This is a genomic window from Bacteroides fluxus YIT 12057, from assembly GCF_000195635.1.
GTDB classification, from domain to species: domain Bacteria; phylum Bacteroidota; class Bacteroidia; order Bacteroidales; family Bacteroidaceae; genus Bacteroides; species Bacteroides fluxus.
The window spans coordinates 108,535-128,097 of record NZ_GL882606.1 but is presented as its reverse complement, the minus strand read 5'-3'; the positions used below and the strand labels follow the sequence as shown (position 1 = coordinate 128,097).

23 protein-coding genes and 1 tRNA gene are annotated in these 19,563 nt (G+C 50.7%); 10 read left to right on the top strand and 14 right to left on the bottom strand.

Annotated features, from left to right (window positions below; all coding sequences use genetic code 11):
- The first annotated feature begins 57 nt into the window (after positions 1–57).
- The 5 genes from traN to HMPREF9446_RS01275 all read left to right on the top strand — a co-directional run bounded on the left by traN (position 58) and on the right by HMPREF9446_RS01275 (position 4,785).
- Positions 58–978 carry a conjugative transposon protein TraN gene (gene traN, locus HMPREF9446_RS01295; RefSeq protein ID WP_004303795.1) on the top strand — a complete coding sequence of 307 codons (921 nt, stop codon included), beginning with the start codon at positions 58–60 and terminating at the stop codon, positions 976–978.
- 1 nt (position 979) lies between these two features.
- Positions 980–1,564 (top strand): conjugal transfer protein TraO, encoded by a 585-nt coding sequence (locus HMPREF9446_RS01290; protein ID WP_004319140.1) that lies wholly within the window; start codon positions 980–982, stop codon positions 1,562–1,564.
- 13 nt (positions 1,565–1,577) lie between these two features.
- Positions 1,578–2,021, top strand: a complete 444-nt coding sequence (locus HMPREF9446_RS01285) for a DUF3872 domain-containing protein (RefSeq protein WP_004303788.1) — start codon at positions 1,578–1,580, stop codon at positions 2,019–2,021.
- 63 nt (positions 2,022–2,084) lie between these two features.
- The gene (locus HMPREF9446_RS01280) at positions 2,085–4,037 is read left to right on the top strand and encodes a DUF4116 domain-containing protein (protein ID WP_009123636.1); all 1,953 of its coding nucleotides are present in this window, start codon (positions 2,085–2,087) and stop codon (positions 4,035–4,037) included.
- A 361-nt stretch (positions 4,038–4,398) separates the two neighbouring features.
- A complete protein-coding gene (locus HMPREF9446_RS01275; protein WP_004295441.1) occupies positions 4,399–4,785 on the top strand; it encodes a hypothetical protein in 387 nt (128 codons plus the stop codon).
- A gap of 53 nt (positions 4,786–4,838) precedes the next feature.
- Here the strand turns inward: HMPREF9446_RS01275 and HMPREF9446_RS01270 are convergent, their stop codons facing one another.
- From HMPREF9446_RS01270 to HMPREF9446_RS01230, 9 genes are read right to left on the bottom strand one after another with little or no spacing between them, the layout of a single operon-like run.
- Entirely contained in the window at positions 4,839–5,042 is a 204-nt protein-coding gene (locus HMPREF9446_RS01270; RefSeq protein WP_004295440.1) for a hypothetical protein, read from the bottom strand.
- On the bottom strand, positions 5,026–5,205 hold the full coding sequence (locus HMPREF9446_RS01265) for a hypothetical protein (protein ID WP_004295439.1): 180 nt from the start codon (positions 5,203–5,205) through the stop codon (positions 5,026–5,028). The genes HMPREF9446_RS01270 and HMPREF9446_RS01265 overlap by 17 nt, the downstream gene beginning before the upstream one ends.
- A 4-nt stretch (positions 5,206–5,209) precedes the next feature.
- Positions 5,210–5,476 carry a DUF6956 domain-containing protein gene (locus HMPREF9446_RS01260; RefSeq protein ID WP_004295438.1) on the bottom strand — a complete coding sequence of 89 codons (267 nt, stop codon included), beginning with the start codon at positions 5,474–5,476 and terminating at the stop codon, positions 5,210–5,212.
- A gap of 46 nt (positions 5,477–5,522) precedes the next feature.
- A complete protein-coding gene (locus HMPREF9446_RS01255) occupies positions 5,523–5,840 on the bottom strand; it encodes a hypothetical protein (protein WP_004295436.1) in 318 nt (105 codons plus the stop codon).
- A 42-nt stretch (positions 5,841–5,882) separates the two neighbouring features.
- The gene (locus HMPREF9446_RS01250) at positions 5,883–6,209 is read right to left on the bottom strand and encodes a hypothetical protein (RefSeq protein WP_004295437.1); all 327 of its coding nucleotides are present in this window, start codon (positions 6,207–6,209) and stop codon (positions 5,883–5,885) included.
- 40 nt (positions 6,210–6,249) lie between these two features.
- Positions 6,250–7,533: a PcfJ domain-containing protein gene (locus HMPREF9446_RS01245; protein ID WP_009123635.1), complete on the bottom strand. Its 1,284-nt coding sequence runs from the start codon at positions 7,531–7,533 to the stop codon at positions 6,250–6,252.
- 2 nt (positions 7,534–7,535) lie between these two features.
- The gene (locus HMPREF9446_RS01240; RefSeq protein WP_009132163.1) at positions 7,536–7,946 is read right to left on the bottom strand and encodes a PcfK-like family protein; all 411 of its coding nucleotides are present in this window, start codon (positions 7,944–7,946) and stop codon (positions 7,536–7,538) included.
- Positions 7,947–7,991: 45 nt separating this feature from the next.
- Positions 7,992–8,846, bottom strand: a complete 855-nt coding sequence (locus tag HMPREF9446_RS01235) for a hypothetical protein (protein WP_009123634.1) — start codon at positions 8,844–8,846, stop codon at positions 7,992–7,994.
- Between the two features lie 12 nt (positions 8,847–8,858).
- Positions 8,859–9,110: a hypothetical protein gene (locus HMPREF9446_RS01230; RefSeq protein WP_004303766.1), complete on the bottom strand. Its 252-nt coding sequence runs from the start codon at positions 9,108–9,110 to the stop codon at positions 8,859–8,861.
- A gap of 543 nt (positions 9,111–9,653) precedes the next feature.
- Here HMPREF9446_RS01230 and HMPREF9446_RS01225 point away from each other — a divergent pair.
- A complete protein-coding gene (locus tag HMPREF9446_RS01225; RefSeq protein ID WP_004319131.1) occupies positions 9,654–9,947 on the top strand; it encodes a helix-turn-helix domain-containing protein in 294 nt (97 codons plus the stop codon).
- Positions 9,944–10,255, top strand: a complete 312-nt coding sequence (locus HMPREF9446_RS01220) for a helix-turn-helix domain-containing protein (protein ID WP_004295430.1) — start codon at positions 9,944–9,946, stop codon at positions 10,253–10,255. The genes HMPREF9446_RS01225 and HMPREF9446_RS01220 overlap by 4 nt, the downstream gene beginning before the upstream one ends.
- Before the next feature lie 36 nt (positions 10,256–10,291).
- On the opposite strand, the gene HMPREF9446_RS01215 is transcribed toward HMPREF9446_RS01220, so the two are convergent.
- The 3 genes from HMPREF9446_RS01215 to HMPREF9446_RS01205 are packed head-to-tail and all read right to left on the bottom strand — an operon-like array spanning position 10,292 to position 13,229.
- Positions 10,292–10,657 (bottom strand): hypothetical protein, encoded by a 366-nt coding sequence (locus tag HMPREF9446_RS01215; RefSeq protein ID WP_009123631.1) that lies wholly within the window; start codon positions 10,655–10,657, stop codon positions 10,292–10,294.
- Positions 10,658–10,684: 27 nt separating this feature from the next.
- Positions 10,685–11,974 carry a site-specific integrase gene (locus HMPREF9446_RS01210; RefSeq protein WP_009123630.1) on the bottom strand — a complete coding sequence of 430 codons (1,290 nt, stop codon included), beginning with the start codon at positions 11,972–11,974 and terminating at the stop codon, positions 10,685–10,687.
- Between the two features lie 31 nt (positions 11,975–12,005).
- The gene (locus HMPREF9446_RS01205; protein WP_004303751.1) at positions 12,006–13,229 is read right to left on the bottom strand and encodes a site-specific integrase; all 1,224 of its coding nucleotides are present in this window, start codon (positions 13,227–13,229) and stop codon (positions 12,006–12,008) included.
- A gap of 501 nt (positions 13,230–13,730) precedes the next feature.
- On the opposite strand from HMPREF9446_RS01205, the gene HMPREF9446_RS01200 reads away from it, so the two are divergent.
- Entirely contained in the window at positions 13,731–14,474 is a 744-nt protein-coding gene (locus tag HMPREF9446_RS01200; RefSeq protein ID WP_009123629.1) for an HAD-IA family hydrolase, read from the top strand.
- An 89-nt stretch (positions 14,475–14,563) separates the two neighbouring features.
- Here the strand turns inward: HMPREF9446_RS01200 and HMPREF9446_RS01195 are convergent.
- Positions 14,564–14,636: transfer RNA gene (locus HMPREF9446_RS01195), tRNA-Arg, on the bottom strand.
- Positions 14,637–14,850: 214 nt separating this feature from the next.
- Between HMPREF9446_RS01195 and asnA the strand changes: the two genes are divergently transcribed.
- Together asnA and ung are read left to right on the top strand one after the other, a co-directional pair.
- Positions 14,851–15,888, top strand: coding sequence for an aspartate--ammonia ligase (gene asnA, locus HMPREF9446_RS01190; protein WP_009123628.1), 1,038 nt, complete (start codon positions 14,851–14,853; stop codon positions 15,886–15,888).
- 103 nt (positions 15,889–15,991) lie between these two features.
- Complete coding sequence (ung, locus tag HMPREF9446_RS01185; RefSeq protein WP_009123627.1) at positions 15,992–16,654, top strand: uracil-DNA glycosylase; 663 nt, start codon at positions 15,992–15,994, stop codon at positions 16,652–16,654.
- A 183-nt stretch (positions 16,655–16,837) separates the two neighbouring features.
- Here the strand turns inward: ung and HMPREF9446_RS01180 are convergent, their stop codons facing one another.
- Entirely contained in the window at positions 16,838–19,561 is a 2,724-nt protein-coding gene (locus HMPREF9446_RS01180; RefSeq protein WP_009123626.1) for a putative LPS assembly protein LptD, read from the bottom strand.
- Positions 19,562–19,563 lie beyond the last annotated feature (2 nt).

Below are 19,563 nucleotides of genomic sequence, written 5' to 3'. Positions count from 1 at the left end.
ACTTCCGTACACCACTGAAAAAATCCATTTTTATCAACAATCAAAAATTTATCGAGTATGAAAAAGATTCTTCTGGCACTCGCTTTTATCGGGTGCATGTTCGCTGCCCACGCGCAGGAAAAGCCCTCCACGGGCGATTTGTACGACGGTCTTACCCGTCCGCTGACCTTCAACCGGGTTATCCCGCCCTACGCGCTGGAGGTGACGTTCAGCAAGACCGTTCATGTGATTTTCCCCTCGGCCATCCGTTACGTCGATCTGGGGTCTTCGGATCTTCTGGCGGCGAAAGCCGACGGCACGGAAAACGTGCTGCGTGTAAAGGCGGCCCTGCGTGATTTCTCGCGCGAGAGCAACCTTTCGGTCATTACCGAGGACGGGGCCTATTACAGCTTCAATGTCAAGTATGCCGACGAGCCGGTGAAACTGTCGGTCGAGATGGCGGACTTCCTGCATGACGGGGAGGCGGTAAACCGCCCCAATAACGCGCTGGACATCTATTTGCAGGAGTTGGGATGCGAATCTCCGCTGCTGGTCAAACTGATCATGCAGTCCATTTACAAGAATGACCGCCGCGAGATCAAGCATATCGGTTGCAAGCGTTTCGGGGTACAATACCTCCTCAAAGGTATCTACGTGCATAACGACCTGCTTTATTTCCACCTCCAACTGAAAAACTCCTCCAACGTGCCTTTCAACGTGGACTACCTGACGTTCAAGATTACGGACAAGAAGGTGGCCAAACGCACGGCCATCCAGGAGCAGGTCGTATGGCCCGTGCGTGCGTACAACAACGTGCAGGTCATCGGCGGCAAGCGTACCGAGCGCATGGTCTTCACGCTCCCGAAGTTCACGCTGGCCGACGACAAGCAGCTGGTCGTGGAACTGCACGAGCAGCAGGGCGGGCGACACCAGACTTTCACGGTGGAGAATGCCGACCTGGTGCGCGCACGTGTTATCAACGAGTTAAAGGTAAAGTGATATGAAACGGGCGATATTCATTCTCACGCTGGGGTTATGCCTCCTCCTTTCGGACGGGGCGCACGCCCAGCGTGCCCTGCCCGCCATGCGCGGGCTGGAAATACGGGGAGGCATGGCCGACGGCTTCTATACCCGGGACAGCCGCAGCGAAACGGGCTACTGGTTCGGGCTGGCCATGAGCCGCTACGCGAAGAATGCCGACAAGTGGGTGTTCGGCGCGGAGTTCCTGAACCGTTATTACCCCTACAAGTCGGAACGTATCCCGGTGGCGCAGTTCACGGCCGAGGGAGGTTACTATTACAAGTTCCTCGCCGACCCGTCCAGGACTTTTTTCTTCTACCTCGGCGGCTCGGCGCTGGCCGGTTACGAGAGCGTGAACCGGGGCGAGAGGCGGCTCTATGACGGCTCTACGCTCCGCCACCGCGACCGTTTCCTCTATGGCGGGGCCGTCACGCTGGAGGTCGATGCGTACCTGACCGACAGGATTATCCTCTCGCTGACGGGGCGTGAGCGTATCCTATGGGGCACTACAACGGGACATTTCCACGCGCAGTTCGGCCTGGGCGTGAAATTCATAATCCATTAAACTTGCAAGCGACATGAAAAAGATGAAAAAGATATTGGCCCTGGCGGTCTGGATCGCCGCCCTGGGTCTTTTATGCGCATCCTGCGACAACGGGCTGGATATACAGCAGGCGTACACGTTCTCTCTGGAAACGATGCCCGTTCAGAAGCGAATCTCCGTTGGTGAAACCGCTGAAATCCGCTGCACGCTCGTGCGGGAGGGGAGATATGACGGCGCGCGTTACACGATCCGCTATTTCCAGCCCGACGGGCGCGGTGAGTTGAGGATGGACGACGGTACGGTGTTCCTGCCCAACGACCGCTATCCGCTCGACCGTGAGGTGTTCCGCCTCTATTACACATCGCGCAGCGATGACCAGCAGGCCATCGACGTCTATGTCGAGGACAACACGGGTCAGGTCGTGAAGACCTCCTTCACGTTCCAGAGCGAGAACGGGACGGAGGAAACGGAACGATAACGGAATATGTCTAACCAAGAGAGGCGCCCGTCACCCGGGCGCTTTCCATAAATACTGAAAACCATGACAGAGCAAGAGAGAATAGATATAGCCTATCTCGATACGGGGGTGTACGAGAACCCGTGGCGTGAGAACCTTTTCGAGACGCTGCCCGAGGATCGGAAAACGGCGGAAGTCTGCCGTTTCGCCATCAAGAAATCGGCTTTCAACATCGAGTTCGTTCCCGAAGCGATGAAAACGCCGGAACTTTGTCTTGCCGCGGCCGGCCACCGGGGCGAAACACTGAAATTCGTCCCTGACCGTCTGAAGACACCGAAAATGTGCCGTGCCGCCGTCGATAGCAACAGCTACGCGCTGTATTACGTTCCGGAGGGGTTGAAGACCCCCGAACTGTGCATGGCGGCCGTGAAGCGCAACGGCCTGGTGCTGGAGGCCGTTCCCGGGGAATTGAGGACGCCGCAAATATGCCGTGCGGCGTTGAAAGCGGTGGACAGTGCCGATTACAAGATACTCCCTTACATTCCGTATCCCGATATATGCCTGGAAGGGCTGAAAAAATTCGGGATGTCGTTCGTGGACAAGTTCGAGATTTTCGCCTCCATTGCCCCGGAGGTCATGACCGGGGAACTGGCCCTTCACGGCGTGGGGATGGACGCGTCCTGCCTTTCGCTCGTGCCGGTGGAACTGCGCACGGAGGCAGTCTGCCTGCGTGCCGTCAGCGGGGACGGCATCCTGCTCCATGAAGTGCCGGAGGAGTTACGCACGGAACGGGTCTGCGAGGCCGCCGTGTCCTCGAACTACCTGGCGCTGGAGTACGTTCCGAAGCATCTGAAAACCGACCGTCTGTGCGGGATGGCGCTGGAGCGCGATCCCCTGGCCATCCGCTTTTTCAACCCCGAACAGCTCACGCCGGAGGTCTGCAACCGGGCGTTGATCCGTGCCGACGACCTGCGTGTCCTCCGCTATATCCCTTTCGAGGATATACACATGAAGGCGTTGGGGTTCTATTGCACGAATTACGAGAAGACCTTCGATTTTTTGCAGCACATGAACCCGGCACACGTCACGCCGAGGGTGGCCCGGGAAATTTTCGCCCTGGAGCCGGAGCTGTTCTACAACCTTCCCGACCACGCCAAGAACGAGGAGATGTGCCGCCGGGCCGTCGGGCACGACGGGAGCTACCTGCAATATGTCCCCGAGAAGTGGAAAACGCCGGAGTTGTGCATGGAGGCCATACGGCGCAGTCCCTATGCCATCGCCCACCTGCCCGAGAGCATGAAAAGCCCGGATCTATACATGAGCCTGGTGCGGGAGAACCCGCAAAACCTGAAAGGCGTCCCCCGCGAAGCCCGGACGCCGGAGATGAGCCGGGAGGCTTTCGAGCGTACCTACGGGAAGGACAAAACCGATTTCTCGGTTATCAGCGCGTTGAGCGACCCCGCCCTGGTCTTGCAGGTGTTCCGCGAGCAGGACGACCCGCAGCAGATACACCGGTTGATGAGTGTCCTGCACCTGAACCGCCGGCTTGTAACGGAGGAGGTGGCGTTGGAGGCCGTTCGCAAGGATGCGGGGGTGCTGTACGACATTCCCCAGAGGGCCATCACGCCGCTCGTGGCCGATACGGCCGTGCGGGGCGACCCGAGGATGATCCAGTGGGTTCCGAGGGAGCTTCGCACGGCGGATCTGTGCCTCTATGCCGAGGCCGCCCATCCCGAGTTGCGGGTTTACGTTCCCGACGAAATAGCAAAGGGACGTAATATCTACTCGTTCCACCGTCAGGTGGACGCGAAATTGCGGCAGCCGCTCGAATACGAACAATACAAGACCCTCTACTCGGGCGGCGCGGTGCGTGTGAACAACGTGTGGACGTCGGTTGCGGGTGAGATTGACTGCTGCGAGGTGCGTTACGACCGTAAGACGGAGAAACTCAAACTGCGGATCGTCGAACCGCCCAGGGAGAAGAAGGCGCAGCCGAAGGTCGCGCCCCGCAAACCCGCCCGGGGGCCGAAATTGTAGGACGGCGGGTAGTTCTTTGGCAGGAAGGTTGTTAAAAATCGCACGTGTTGTCGCCGATACCCGAATGAAATCGTTATATTTGCAATCGAATCCTCCGGCGGCGTGCCGCCGGGCGATTTACATACGGAAGGAACACATTATGGTGGGGCATTGAAAACAGCCAAATTTTAATCCGCTCGCAAAATAATGGGTAGTTCTCTTCTTCATCGTCGTGTCTATATGCGTCAAGCGTATGCGATAGCGGCGTGGGGAGAAATTATCTATCGAGTGGATGGGTGCTTGGCTGTACCTCAATGCCGGTATTTAACGTATTCTCACGCCTTTTTCGTATGGTATTTGTCTGAACCTAAAGAAAAGCGATATGGAAACGAAATCGACAAATGAGGTAAAGGGTGATTACGACCGGGTATCGGCGAGTGAATGCCTGGGGTCGCTAATCGAGTTGCACGGGATTGTCATGGAAGACGATCTGTTCGTCATTCCCGATGCGGATGGCACGGCAGTATTATACAATGACGGGAAGATACGTTTTGACGAGATCGCCGACATCGAGGTCGGCTCGGTGTTTGTGGGCATCCTGCTCCGCAACGGCTATCTGTTCTACCTTTCCCGTACCGAACCGCTCAAGACGTGCATATACACGCATGGCGGGTGGGGTTCAATCTCTGAAATTTCTCCCCGTGGCATTGCCGGACATATCGGGCGTGAACTGCACGGGAAGCTGGGCGACCATACGGCGGTCGATTGACGGGAAACAAAAAAATCGGACGGTTATCGTCCGATTTTTTTCGCGTCGTATTTTCACGGCCGTTGCCTGCCGTGTTCCCGTTTCCGCCTTTGCAGGGCGAGCAGTTGCCGCAACATGTAGGCATGGTTTTCCCCCACGGTATGCCCCGAGGGCATCAGGTAGGGACTTGCGAGGCACTCCCGGCATTGGCGTACCGCCTCTTTTAAGTCGGTAACGGTTATTTCCGCTCCCGTGATGTCTTTAATCTTTGTTTCCATTCTTGTCCTGTTTTTTTGGTTCGTACCAACTGTCCCGGTAATTTTCTCCCACGAGCGAGAAAATTCCGCTCATGCCGCTTTCAGCGGCGAAATTTTTGGCTTCCCATATACCGGAAAACTCTCCCAGCAGCCGGTAGCCGATGAATAATTTGTACTTGCGCATGATTTTATCGTTTTTCCAGGTTGATAATCGGTGTGTTCTTTTGCAGCCATTCCTTCACGCTGTCCATGTTGTATTCGGATGTGATAACCGCCGTTCGGTCGTCGATTTCGGTGAAGCGCGTAGTTTCATACCCGTCGATCCACTGCTTCAGCGTGGCAACGCCCCACACCTGCGGGTCGTCGAACATGGTGTTGAGCCGCCCGATACCCTCGCCGAAGGTTACGAGCAGCGTTTCATAGGAGATTTCCTTGTTTACTTCATTCGTTTTCATATTCTCGCTTTTTACGGGCGGCTTTTGCCGCCCCGAAATTTTTTAATCAGACAAGTTCCACTCTAACCCTGCTCATGTTCGCCCAGAACACGCCGTTGCAGTAGTAGGCGTAGCCGTTATGCCAGTTGCTCCTGCGGCGTATCACGTCCTGCTCGGGTGGTCGTATCTCGATACTCGTGGTGTAGATGTTGTGTCCCACGGTAATGACGAGGTTGCACCTTCGCCATATCTCGGAATGGGTTTTGAACCCGTTTTTCCCCTCGACGAGCGCAAGGGCCGTCTTGACTGCTTCCCGAACTTCCCAATCCCACTCCCCGAAGGGTTTGAGCGGGCGTGCCATGTAGCTTTTATAGATGATTTTCATTGTTATATTTTTTTTTGTAGGGCGGCTTTCGCCGCCCCGATTTTATAATTCGACAATCCTTTCCACTCTGCCGTACAACATGGAGCGTATGCTCGTCTTGTCCACGCCCTTGTATTCCGTGTAATGCCCGTACTGCTTTACCACGAATGTTTTCAGTACATCGACAAAGTTGAAACGATACCCTAAAAGCGGAATGGAGTCCTTGAAATAGGTGTTATGGTTTACCTCACGGGTAATCCAGTCTTTCTCCTCACGGGTGAGCGTTCCCCCGTCATTGAGCCGTTTGCGTAATATGTACGCTTTTGAGCCTGCAAGGCTTTCGAGTGCGGGAACGTCCCACGACACGAATTTATATGCTATTTGGTTCATTCTATTTTGTTTTTGCGGGCGGCTTTCGCCGCCCCGATTTTTATGCTGTCATTCGTTTCCGTATAAGGGACATGTTCCCCTTCATCAGTTTCAGTATTTGCCCGTGGTATGGGGTATTCTTGTTACACACGCCACGGCTCTGCACGACCTCCATGCGTTTTAGGGACACCTCTATCGTTTCGATACGTTTGCCGTCGATTGTGGCCGAGAGTATGAGCGAGTCGGCTTTCAGATAGTATTCGTTGGTAAACACGCAATGGTGCATGGCCTCGCCCTCCTGCCGTATGGCTTCAACGCTGTCCAATACCTTGATGCAGATTTCCCCGTCGGAAAACTCCACTCCGAAAAACCGCCCTTTGGCTTCGACAAACGAGGCTTCCTGTTCCAACGCCTTGCGCCGTTCCTCCTGCCGCCGTTCCATTTGCATGTGCCGCCGTTTTTTTGCCATGTAGAGGTCATGCGCTGCGGGCAGGTCTGCGGGACACACGAAATGGGCGTTATGCAGGTCTTTCCCGAAAAATCGCAGCAGGTCGATGTAGTCGCACCATTCCGTCGGTTTCCCGATAGCGTACCCGTTACGGATGGCGATACGGATGGCCGGCCAATAGTCTGCGATATTGCGGGAGGAACGGGCGAAAAATCGCACGAGTGCCGTTTGTCCCGCTTTAAGCAGCGTTTCGGCCTTGTTCTCCGAGAGCAGCAGGTGGATAAGGTCGAAAGGGGTTACATCGGGGAGTTGTTTGCCGTAACCGCTTCGGCGCAGTTCGGGGATAAGCCGTTGCCGGGGATAGATGCGTGTGGGCGTGATGTTGTATTTCCCGTCGTTCTCCGCCCGCAGTTCCAATGCGCTCGACCAACTCCACCCGTGAACGAAGAAGCCCATCGGGCGCAGCCGTGCGAAGGTTGCGGAGCGTCCGTCGGGGGCAATCCACCGCTGTACGGCTTCGATATGGGTGTAAACGGGCGTCTGTCCCACTTTCGCCCAACACTCGATATAGACGAAGCGCAGGACTTGAAAACCCTTGCAGCGGGTTACGATACACAAATACTCGTAATCGTTGAACTTGCGGCGCAGGGTGGTTTCCACTTTCAGCGTGGTGTGGCAGTGCGGACACTCGCACCCTAACAGATTGTCCGTGAGTTCTCCGTTTTCGCTCTGCCACGTGTGGCCGCACTCGGTGCAGGTGATAAGTCCTTTCGGCGTGCGGCGTCCGATATGCTCGATGCAGTTCTTGTACCCCCATTCGATTTGTGCGGGGGTAAGCGGCGGCAGGTGTTTGCTTGCCGCCACGACGCTCTGTTGGAATTTTGTTCTCGGTTTCATAACTAAAATAGACTGGGCATTAGTTTGTTATCTTCGATTTTCTTGGGTTTGGACTTGGCTTTCGCCAACTTGGCGTAGGCTTCGCTCTCGGCCTTCCGTATGGCGTTCCGCCGTGCCTCGGCTTTTTCCTCCTCGGTCAGTTCGACGGTGTGATTGACCACTACCTTGCAACTGACGGGTTTGCCGATGTCGATGTCCTCCTCGTCGTAATAGTGGAGTGCCATAGAGTATATTTCCTCGTCGGCAAACCCGTTGCAACCGCTCTGCCGTACTTGGTTGATGATGAAAGTGCAGCAATCGTCAATGTTCTTTTTCGGGTTGGCGTATCGGGGTGCGAAAAGTTCGTCCTCCCGTGCCCGTGCGTCGAGATAGTTCTGTATCGTCAGTTTGAAATAATCTGTTCCTTGTGCCATGATTTTTTGGTATTGTGGGGCGGCGAGCCGCCCCGTGTTCAACATTTATTCGTCCTTTCCGAGAAGCCGTCGCACCTCGTCCTCTTTGGTCTTTTGGAAAATCCATCCCGCTCTCTTCTGCCCGTCATGCGTCAGCCGTGCGTTGAAGCGTCCCCCGAGTGCGTGAAGGGCGTCCTTGACGGGCTTGGTGTCCCCGAATACGGCTATCGCCTTCTCGGAATAGTCCACGATTTTGCAGACACTCCACCCGTATTTCGGACTTTTGCCGAGCGTGAAAACGGGATAGCGGTGTTCGTTCTTGGGGTCGTATTCGGAGAGGTGCGCCGTTTGCGGGAAATTGGCCGCCGCCTTTCTCAACTCCCCGAAGCCGTTGCGGGAGGTGGCCGAAAAGCCGAGAATGACGGTACGCACGCTTCGGGTGGTCGAACACTCGTAAGAGGGGTCAGTGTATTCCGTTTCGTTGAGTTCGGCGATGATTACGCCCTGCACCCCTTCGGGCATGATGCGGCGTAACCTCTGCGCCCCTATTTCCGCTATGCGGTCATGCTCGGCTTTCTCTTTGGCGGCGGCGATGGCCTGCGCCGTGGCTTGCTCTTCCGCCTGCCTCACGAGCAAAGCCACCTCGAAAGCGTCCATGAACTCGGGGTTCACGTCGTCGTAGTACCTGCCGATACCGAATGTTTGCGAGAGGGGTCGCAAAATGTCCGTTTGGCTGATTTCCTTTGTTTCGGTATCGACCATGTGGTACACGTAGCCACGGGCGGTGTGTTCCACCTTGTAAACGACGTAACGCTTTCTGCTCGCACCCGCACCGATACCGATGATTACCTGGTTTTCCTTGACTACCTGCACCTGCGTGTCCGTGGTAGTCGCTCCGAATAATGAAATGTACTTTGCCATACCTGTAAAAATTTAGAAGATGTGAGTGAATAGGAAATAGAAAAAGCCGGTTAGAGCCACGAGAGAAACAAGGCAGGAGAAAATGCCCCGCAGGATGTCATAACAGAACGTGAAGCCCAAAACGACCCAAATAAAGTCGATACCCCACACGTGGAAGCCCAAAGCCACCGCCCCGACCTTTACCGCCAACCCGACCTTTGCCTTTATGCCAAGTGGAAGGTTGGAGGATTTCTGTTTCCATTTATTTTTCTCTTCGTTTCTCATAACCTTTGACTTTTTTTTTATGCCGTAGCGGAGCCGGTATGGATGGAATCTGTTTCGGTAGCATCAAAAGGTGTCGGGGATAGCTGCTGCAAGATTTTGTCGGAAAATACGCTCGCCCGCAGGGAAAGAGGAAGATTTTGCGGCAAACCGCCCCGCGGCCCGATCTTGCAGCAGCGTGAGCCCCGTAACTACCTTTGCTACTGACAACAGATTTCCATACCGCGCTCCGCGGCATGAAAAAAAAGAGAGGAAAAGGTTATGGGAGAGAAACGGGGAGAAAACGATATGCCGTGAACGCTCGCGAAAGTCGGTTCACGGCTCACCCTGCATGGAATGATAAATCGCCCGCGAACATTTCCTTTCACGGGCGATTGGCGTATCGGAGCGTGCCGATCCCGTATCGGCGGAGGATCGTTTCCGCCGGACGTGGCGCCACTCGCTGCCACTTTTAAGACGGATACGTCCATATGCCACTGGCTGATAACAAGATACTGTCCATTTGTGTACTTTTGGGCATCCGGGAAACAAAAAATGAAACAGAACATGGAAATAATAAGTATGGACGTGAAGGCTTTCGACGCGCTGGCAGGGCACGTGGAAGCCATTGAAAGAAAAGCCGAGGCGTTATGCCGCAGGCAAGAGGACGTGAGTTTGAAAAAATGGCTGGACAACCAGGATGTCTGTGACGTGCTGGGTATATCGAAACGTACCCTGCAAACCTACCGGGAGAAAGGGTTGCTGCCTTTCAGCCGCATCCGTCACAAAATCTTCTACAAACCGGAAGATGTCGGGAAACTGCTGCAATCGTCGCACTATCCTAATACCGCCGCGTTATGAGCCATTATTTCATCGACAAGCACGATCCGCGTGTGGCGGATCTCTTCCGGCGTTTGGAAAAGGCCGGCAAGGCACTGGATAAACTGGAATCCTCCGGAGGCCGGACACTCAAGGGAGAGCGGTTCGTCACCGACGAGGAATTGTCCCGGCTGCTGAAAATCAGCAGGCGTACATTGCAGGAATACCGTACGGCGCGGATCATTCCCTATTATTTGATTCAGGGCAAGGTACTATACATGGAATCCGAGATACAGAAATTCCTGGAAGATTCCCGGAAGAAATGTATCGGGGGACAGGAATGGGTATAAAAGAAGAACGGCCAACGTTTTGGCTGTTCTTCTTTTTCAGTTCAATATCGTGTTCATACCGGGGAGCTGCCAGACGACAGCAGTCGTCGTGGCCCTTCGGACAAGCCACCGTCGGAAGGCTTCGGCATTCCCGGATTTTAAGCGGAAAGCCAGCGCGGCGATCATTTCGAGCGAATACAGCTCGACAATACCGCCGTCACGGTTGCGCTCCCGGCGGTAAACCCTCTCCTCACAGAGTATGCCGCTTTTGAGTATGGAGCGGATGTTGCTCCCCACGGCAGGAACGAAGACTCCGAACAGGTCGGCAATCTGGTGGCGCGTGAGCCATACACGGTTCTCCGGCGTGTGGATTTCCACCCGCCCGTTTTCAATGCTGATAGGTTCTCTTGTCGTCATAGTCATACAAATTTATCAATTTTGTTATACTGTTCAACCGTTTACCGTTATAATATCTGCCGTTTCCGGTTCGTCCTCCTCGTAGAGATTTATTTTCCGGCCTTTGGTCTGTTCTTTCAGCCGTTTCATGTCCTCGTCCACCTTGCGGTCGGTCACTTTGGCGTAAATCTGCGTGGTGGAAATGCTCTTGTGTCCCATCATGCGGCTGACAGTTTCGATAGGCACACCCAACGAGAGCGTGATATGTGTCCCGAAATTGTGCCTCGCCTTGTGAAAGGTCATGTCGAAGCCGTATGTCCGTCCCAGTTCTCTGGTGAGCTTGATGAGATACCCCCGGCAATAGAGATTGAAAATCCTGTCGCTTTTACGCTCGTGGCGGTATTTCTCGATGATCTGCAACGGCACGTTCAGCAGGCGGATGGCCGAGGGCGTTTCGGTCTTCTGGCGCCGGATGTGTATCCAGTACGTTCCGTCGTCCGACTGCGTGATGTCTTTTTCGGACAAGCGTTTCAGGTCGGCGTAGGACAACCCCGTGAAGGTAGCGAAGAGAAACCAGTCCCGCACCCGCTGGAGGTTGGGTTTATCGACGGGAGTTTCCATCAGCTTTTTGAGGTCTTCGAGTTTCAAATGGCGGCTCTTGCGCCGGGGCAGTTCCGGGTGCAGCTTCCCGTAAGGGTCGCGCCGGAGTGTACCCTGACTGACAGCCCGCTTGGTCATTTTCTTCAACCGGTAAAGATGCTCGTGTACTGTCTTGGGTTTCATTTCACGATCTGTACGCAGGAATATTTCAAAATCATCGTAGAACTCCCGGTCAAGGCTCCGCAACGCTACATCCTCCTTTTCCTTCCTTTTTTTCACGAAGGAGGCTAAAATATTATAGGAGTTCTCGTAACTTTCATAGGTTTCTTCCTTGCGATCCACGCCGACACGCTTGCGGAACTCCTCGTTATGCTCGCGGAACAAGGCAAGGAGGGTGAACGGTTTCTGCCCGATTCCTTCCACGGCGTTTTTGACCAGCTCGGCCGTCACGAAACCGAGGCTTTTACGAATATGACGGTAATGTCCGGTGATTTTTTCGGTCAGTTTCTCTATTGCCAGGTTTACCGTTCGGGCGTTCTCGCTTCGTCCGTTCGCCCTTTTGGTTTCCGGATTCCAAAGCGATGGCTCGACAAACGCGTTGATATTGATCGGGGCCGACTTGGCGTCGATGCTTACCTTGCATAACAATTTACATGTTCCGTCCTTGCGGACTTTCGTGCGGTTGATGTAGAACAGCAGGGAGAACGTGCTGCGGCGTTTTATCTCTTTATTATTCGTTTCCATAATCGTTGTGAATTTGATTGTCAATGATAGATTAAATAGCTACGGAGAAGCGGCCGGCAATCTTTTCCTCTAAAGACCGGGTATCCATGTCGATCTTGTCATCGGTCACTTTGGCGTAAATCTGCGTCGTGGAAATGCGGCTATGCCCCAGCATTTTACTGACGGTTTCAAGCGGGACACCATGCGAAAGCGTGATCTCGGTGGCGTAGGTATGGCGTCCGCAGTGAAAGACGAGCTTCCGTTCAATTCCGCAAATGGCGGCAATACGTTTCAGTGTCCGGTTGAGTTCGTTGTTGCTGTACATCGGCAGCAGTTTTCCTTCCGGGGCCATATCCCGGTACTTGTCGAGGATGAGCAACGGGATGTCGAGCAACGGCACTTCATAGTCGATTTTCGTCTTCTTGCGGGCGGTCTTGATCCATACCTCACCGTCCTCGGCCACTTCCAGATCCTCCGTCGTCAGGCGGCACATGTCCCCGTAAGGGATACCCGTGTAGCAGGAGAAGAGGAACAGGTCGCGGATATGGTAGAGTTTCGGGTCGTGCAGGGGTGTGGTCATCAGCCGTTGTAACTCCGCTGCGGTAAGGTATTTCTGTTCCCGCTCGGGATGTTCGGCTTCATAACCCGCGAACGGGTCGGCAGTGATAATCCCTTCCGCGATGGCTTCCCCGACAATCGTGTTCAACCGTGTGACAAGCAACACGATAGTTCCCAGGGCAAAGCGGCGCTCCGTGCGTAGGTAGAGGTCATAGTTGTCGATGAATGAACGGTTCAGGGCCGTGAAAGGAACATCCGACAACTTGTATTTCTCCTGGATGAAAGCAGCCACACAGTTACAAGCATAGCGGTAAGATTGCGCTGTTCCCTTTTCCCGGTTCACGCCGACACGTTTTTCGAAATGTTCGATGAACGTCCGGAAATAACCCAACAGGGTTTCCTGCCCGAAAGCCGTCCCCAACAACAGATTCCTTATTTCTTCAGCCGTTACATTCTCACGGGTGGCTGACAGTTCGTCATAAATGGAAATGGCTGAAGCTCGCAAATCGTCCAGTTGCCGGTTGATTTCCCGCGCGGCGTTACTTTTACCCGTGGCACGTCCGGATGCCCACAGTGCAGCGGGTACGGACATTTTCGCACTAAAAGCCGCTTCTGAAAATTTGCCGACAACAAGTTTCGCCATGACCGGGCAATGTCCCTCGTCATTCATTTCGCTCTTTTTGAGGTAGAACGTAACCGTTACATCCGTCTGTTTCATAACTCTATTTTTTTTATGTTGCAAAATTACTTGATATATAGCTATTTACAGTTATGAAAATTATAGCGGAACAAAGAATAAAACCCCGGATGCCGGTAACATAACCTGTATTTCCATGAAAAACGGAAAAAAACGGTTATCTTTACGGGCAAAATATAGGGTTCTTTGCATGGTGAACGGTAAAACCGCAGGTGGTCAAGCGTTATTTTGCCGGATTATCCGGGGCTAAAAAAGGTAACGGATAAGTAGCAAATCTTTCTCTTAACCTTTCATTATCCTGCATTTTAGCGATTTGGAAAGGTATAGAAGAATTTGGCTTAACTCTCCTCAATACCAAACACTTACTTTATTTATCCAAATTTTGCCGTTTTTTTGCGAGTTCTTTGTATCTTTGCTGAAAAGCGAAGATTAGCTGCACCTCGGCATAAAAAATGAACAAGTTCATTTTATTCTGCTCCCGGTTTGCACTATCTTTGCAACTACAAAACAATAGGTATTTTTATGTTCGAAGAATCTATCACCCGCTATCTGGAAAAGCATGGGCACTCTAAAATACAGTTAAAAGCCATTTTGTTCGATATGGATGGCGTACTATTCAACTCGATGCCCTATCATGCCGACGCCTGGCATACAGTCATGGAACGACATGGCCTTCACCTCAGCCGCGAAGAAGCATATATGCACGAAGGACGTACGGGAGCAGCTACCATCAATATCGTTTATCAACGCCAATACGGCAAAGATGCCACGCCCGAAATGATAGAAAACATCTATGCTGAGAAAAGCAAAGAGTTTAATACTCACCCGGAACCGGAACGTATGCCCGGTGCATGGGAAACGCTGCAGAAAGTAAAAACAGAAGGAATTACGCCCGTATTAGTTACCGGTTCGGGCCAACATTCGTTATTGAACCGCCTTACCCATAACTTTCCCGGAATGTTCCAACGTGAACGTATGGTAACAGCCTTCGACGTGAAATACGGAAAGCCTCATCCGGAACCTTATCTCATTGGACTGGAAAAAGCCGGCGTGAAAGCCAATGAGGCAATTGTTGTAGAGAATGCCCCTATCGGCGTACAAGCCGGAGTAGCAGCAGGAATTTTTACCATAGCCGTCAACACAGGACCAATAGACGGGCAAGTTTTATTGGACGCCGGAGCAGATGTGCTGTTCCCTTCCATGCAGGCGCTCAACGCCAATTGGGAGAGCCTACATACAGCATTGAATCTGACCGAGCTCCCATAACCCAAGTTGCCGCCCCACATACTTCTATTCCAATAATTATAAAAAAATCCCTTTGCATAAATGTTATACAAAGGGATTTTCCATTTCAGTGACCCCGGTGCGATTCAAACGCACGACCTTCAGAACCGGAATCTGACGCTCTATTCACTAAGCTACGGAGCCGAATGCGGATGCAAAAATAGAAAAAATATTAGCATATTCCTAACATTTAAATGATTTTTCCATCATTTCTACTTATCCGTCATATTATTATTTTGAGACCTCATAACATTTCTTCTTGTACATTTTGCTATTTTTTCACTCAAAAGTCAAGCAAGTATTAATATTATTCCTATCTTTGCCATACAATTTAATACAAAATAGATAGAATAAACTTATGAGCTACCTGATAAAGCCCGAAGGCTATAAACCTTTATTAGATCTGAAACAGACGGAATTAGGAATCAAACAGATCAAAGAGTTCTTCCAATTGAACCTCTCTTCCGAACTGCGTTTGCGCCGTGTCACAGCCCCGCTTTTCGTATTAAAAGGTATGGGTATCAACGATGATCTCAACGGTGTGGAACGTGCTGTTTCTTTTCCAATCAAGGATTTAGGCGATGCACAAGCAGAAGTGGTACATTCCCTTGCCAAATGGAAACGATTGACACTCGCCGAATATCACATTGAGCCGGGTTACGGCATTTATACCGACATGAATGCTATACGCGCCGATGAGGAACTGGGCAACCTTCACTCTCTCTATGTGGACCAATGGGACTGGGAACGTGTCATTACCGCCCAAGACCGGAATGTAGAGTTCCTCAAGGAAATAGTCACCCGCATTTATGCCGCTATGGTACGTACAGAATATATGGTATATGAAATGTATCCGCAGATAAAACCTTGCCTGCCTCAAAAATTACACTTCATCCATGCAGAAGAGTTACGCCAGCTCTACCCGAACCTAGAGCCGAAATGCCGTGAACATGCCATTGCCAAAAAGTTTGGAGCAGTATTCATTATCGGCATCGGCTGTAAACTGAGCGACGGAAAGAAGCATGACGGACGTGCTCCGGACTACGATGACTACAGCACTCCCGGATTGAACGGCTTACCGGGTTTGAACGGTGATTTACTTCTGTGGGACCATGTCCTGCAACGCAGTATTGAACTTTCTTCAATGGGCATCCGCGTTGACAAGAAAGCTTTACTACAGCAACTTAAGGAGAAAAATGAAGAAGAACGCTTGAAACTATACTTCCACAAACGGCTGATGAACGACACTCTTCCACTTTCCATCGGTGGCGGTATAGGGCAATCCCGTTTATGTATGTTCTATTTGCGCAAAGCCCACATCGGTGAAATACAAGCCAGCATCTGGCCCGAAGATATGCGCCAAGAATGCAGGGAAAACAACATACATTTAATTTAATATCAGTTTATCTCATTACGAAAAATAAAGTTCAGCCCTTCAAAAGGTTGGACTTTATTTTTTATTTACTACTTTAGCATCCGAAACTATCAAAAAATCAATTATGAATGTCCAAATAGAAGAAAGCTGGAAAGTACATCTGCAACCAGAATTCGAGAAAGATTACTTTAGTATATTGACAACGTTTGTACGCGAGGAGTATAAGCATGGCCCCATATACCCTCCAGGCAGTCTGATATTCAATGCTTTTAACTTATGTCCTTTCAACAAAGTAAAAGTCGTGATTATCGGCCAAGATCCCTACCACGGTCCGGGACAAGCGCATGGGCTCTGCTTTTCCGTAAACGATGGAGTTCCCTTCCCACCTTCTTTGGTGAACATCTTCAAAGAGATAAAGAACGACATCGGTACAGATGCGCCCGCTACAGGCAATCTGACCCGTTGGGCAGAACAAGGGGTATTATTGCTCAATGCCACGCTTACTGTACGTGCACACCAGGCGGGCTCTCACCAAAACCGTGGCTGGGAAACATTCACTGATGCTGCCATACGTATTTTAGCGGAAGAAAAAGAACATCTCGTGTTTATCTTATGGGGTGCCTATGCGCAGCGCAAAGGCGCTTTTATAGACCGTAACAAACATCTGGTACTCACTTCCGCACATCCGTCCCCTCTCTCTGCCTATAATGGATTCTTCGGCAACAGACACTTCAGCAAGACAAACGAATATTTAAGGGCACACGGGGAAAAAGAAATAATCTGGTAACCTAAAGGAGGGTGTCAAAACTAAAAGGACCACTCCCCAAAGTCACAGATTATAACTATAACACTTAAAAGGGTCGCATCAAGCTCCGTATTGAGAATGATACGACCCTTTTTTTAGTCTTTTAATATGCTCAGATTCCAAATGACAAGTTCATCGTTTCAAAATTTCAGTTTTGACACCCTCTTAATACCATTGTATATTACTCTGAGTCTGGCTTCTCTGTTCCCATTTCAAGTCTTGCAGGATACTGGCATTGGCACGAATCGTAAAATTGTAATACTTCCACTGCCCAAAGGGAGAGAGACTGGCAGACATGCTGAAACAGTGCAGGTCACGGGTTATATTGAAAGAGGTCTGCACAATTTTCTTGGCCTCAAAATCATAACCCGAATTAAAGCTGATAGCCCATTTGTTAGAAATCTTAATATTACCGGACGCACTCAGGTTCTGGGTATAGCGATAAGGATAACGCATCGTTTTCCGGTTAATGGGCTTTGACCTGTCTTCCGAAACACTGAAGCTATAATTCAAATTCAAAGACCACGGCATCTTGAACACCTGATAACCGTCCGAATCGACAGCCGCCTTTTCCACTTTCTTCTTTTTAGTACCATCCGGATTGGTTTCATCCTCCGAGTCAGCCTGCTCTTCTTTATTATCCTCTTCTTTATTTTTCTTTCCCTGGAATTTTTCTTTCCATTTTTTCCACGTGTCATTATTGAATGTATAGCTGAAAGAAGAGCCATAGCCAGACCAGCGCCCGAAACGCCCATAAGACCACTCCGTACGGTTACCTACCACCACTTCACCCCGTTCATTGAACTCATAAGCATAGGTTGCGAAAGTAGAAGCCATACTGAATGTATAATTCTTGGATAATTTCAGACGAAGGTTCAACTGCAAGTCACTCCATGGACGCACTTGAGCCGCCATATTATAAGAAATACTGGCACCAAGCTCATCTATCAGGCTAACCTTGCGAATCGAGTCATTCTTATCCTTATACTTCATCTCCAGGTTATTGGAAATGCTAAACTGAATATTGCCTTGTTTTCCCCCACTGGGCGGACTGAACACTTGTCCCGCATAGTATGAATAGTTCACCGTATCCCGTACACCATCCTTGCCTTCCTTTATATAAGAATCATAGTAACCGTAGTGTGATGAAGTAAAGTCCGGAGCGGCACTGATACTGACAGAAGGCGTTATGACATGACGAATCTGAATGGCTTTTTTAGGAAGAAATACAGGCTTGTACATACCATAAATCTTGGTGTTCAGTCCCAAGCTGGCACTATAATTATATACACGGTGAAAACCATAAGTAGTATCTCTCACCACTTCTTGATGCTGCACATCCCAATCTTGTTTTACTTTCCGGGTGTACCAACGTTCTGTATAATTAACAGAAGGAGTCAGATTAAAGTATTTGAAAAGGGTAAACGTAGCACTGATAGGAATATCATGCTGCATACCGTTCTCCCAATCCCTAACCAGATTCGACTTAAACAACTTATTATCTTTCGTCGTTATACTATTTTTCATTCTACCGGTATAACGTACAGAAATCTTTTCATACCATCTTTCATTTCCCACCGGATGTTTCCTTTTAAAAGGAAAAATGGTACTTAAAGAAATATTCAAATCCGGAAGAGTTACAGCAACAGAAGAGTCACGCATGGTCTGCGCAATGTTGGTAGTTGCGGAAATGCTCAAGTGCTGGTCGGGAAAATTGCGGGAATAGCTGACACTGGAAGTCTTTGTATTTTGAGACATCGCCTGTGAGTTATACATATTACCGATATTGGTACGTTCATAACTACTGGTGGCAAAATTTACACTGGCAGAAAAAGTGGAATTAGGACTTGCTTTCAGATCCTGGCGGTGTGACCATACAATCTTGAAGTCCTTGGCTACCGAGTAGTCGGGCAAACCTTTGTCTCCGGTCTTTGTAACCTGATAACTTGCCTGCAACAAACCTGAGTATTTGTACCGTTTCACATAGTTTGTTTCCGCATTTAGCGCCCAGGAACCTTTGGTAAAGATGTCTGCCCTCAATTTCAAGTCCATCTGGTCGCTAATGGCAAAATAATATCCTCCGTCAGTCAAACCAAAACCACGACTGGAATCGTCCATATAGGTAGGCATCAAGAAGCCGGATTGATAACTGCTGGAAAACGGAAAGAAAAAGAATGGAACAGCCAAAGGCAGAGGCACGTCTTCTACTACCAAATAGGCAGGTCCCGTTACCACATTTTTCTTGGGGCGCACTTTGGCATAAGTCATTTGCATATAAAAGTGAGGGTGATCATGGTGGTCACAGGTAGTATAACGCCCGCTTTTCATATAAAGTTCGTCACCAGCCCCCTTCTTTGCATTATTGCCGGTTACATACCCTTCACCCTGCTGACTTACTACATTACTGATAATACCTTTCTTACTTTTGAAATTATAACGGATGGTATCCGTCTCATACGATGTGTCGCCGTCTTTAAAAACCGGCCTGCCTTTTACCGCATCCAATGAATCCGTCACCCCCCGTGCAAAGACTGTACTATTATCCATATCCATAGAGATAATGGCAGCTTCCAAATCCGCACCAGGGTAAGACACTTTACCATCTCCGTAAAGATGGGCAAATCCTCCCTGAGTAAAAACAATAGAATCTGAAGCCTCATAAGCGACAGGAGCATCCAAGGCTTGTTTCTTCGGTGCAGCCACAGCTGTTGTGTCCTGCCTTACCGAATCTGCCAGCAAAGTATCCCCAACCCGCAAAGAGTCCGTACGCTGACCTGCAGGCGGCAGCATCCCCTTTCCGCGACGCTGCGACACAGCCTCACCGGAAAGTAAAAGTAAGACGGATAGTAGTATAAATGATATGAATGTATTTGCTTTCAATGGCGCCATTA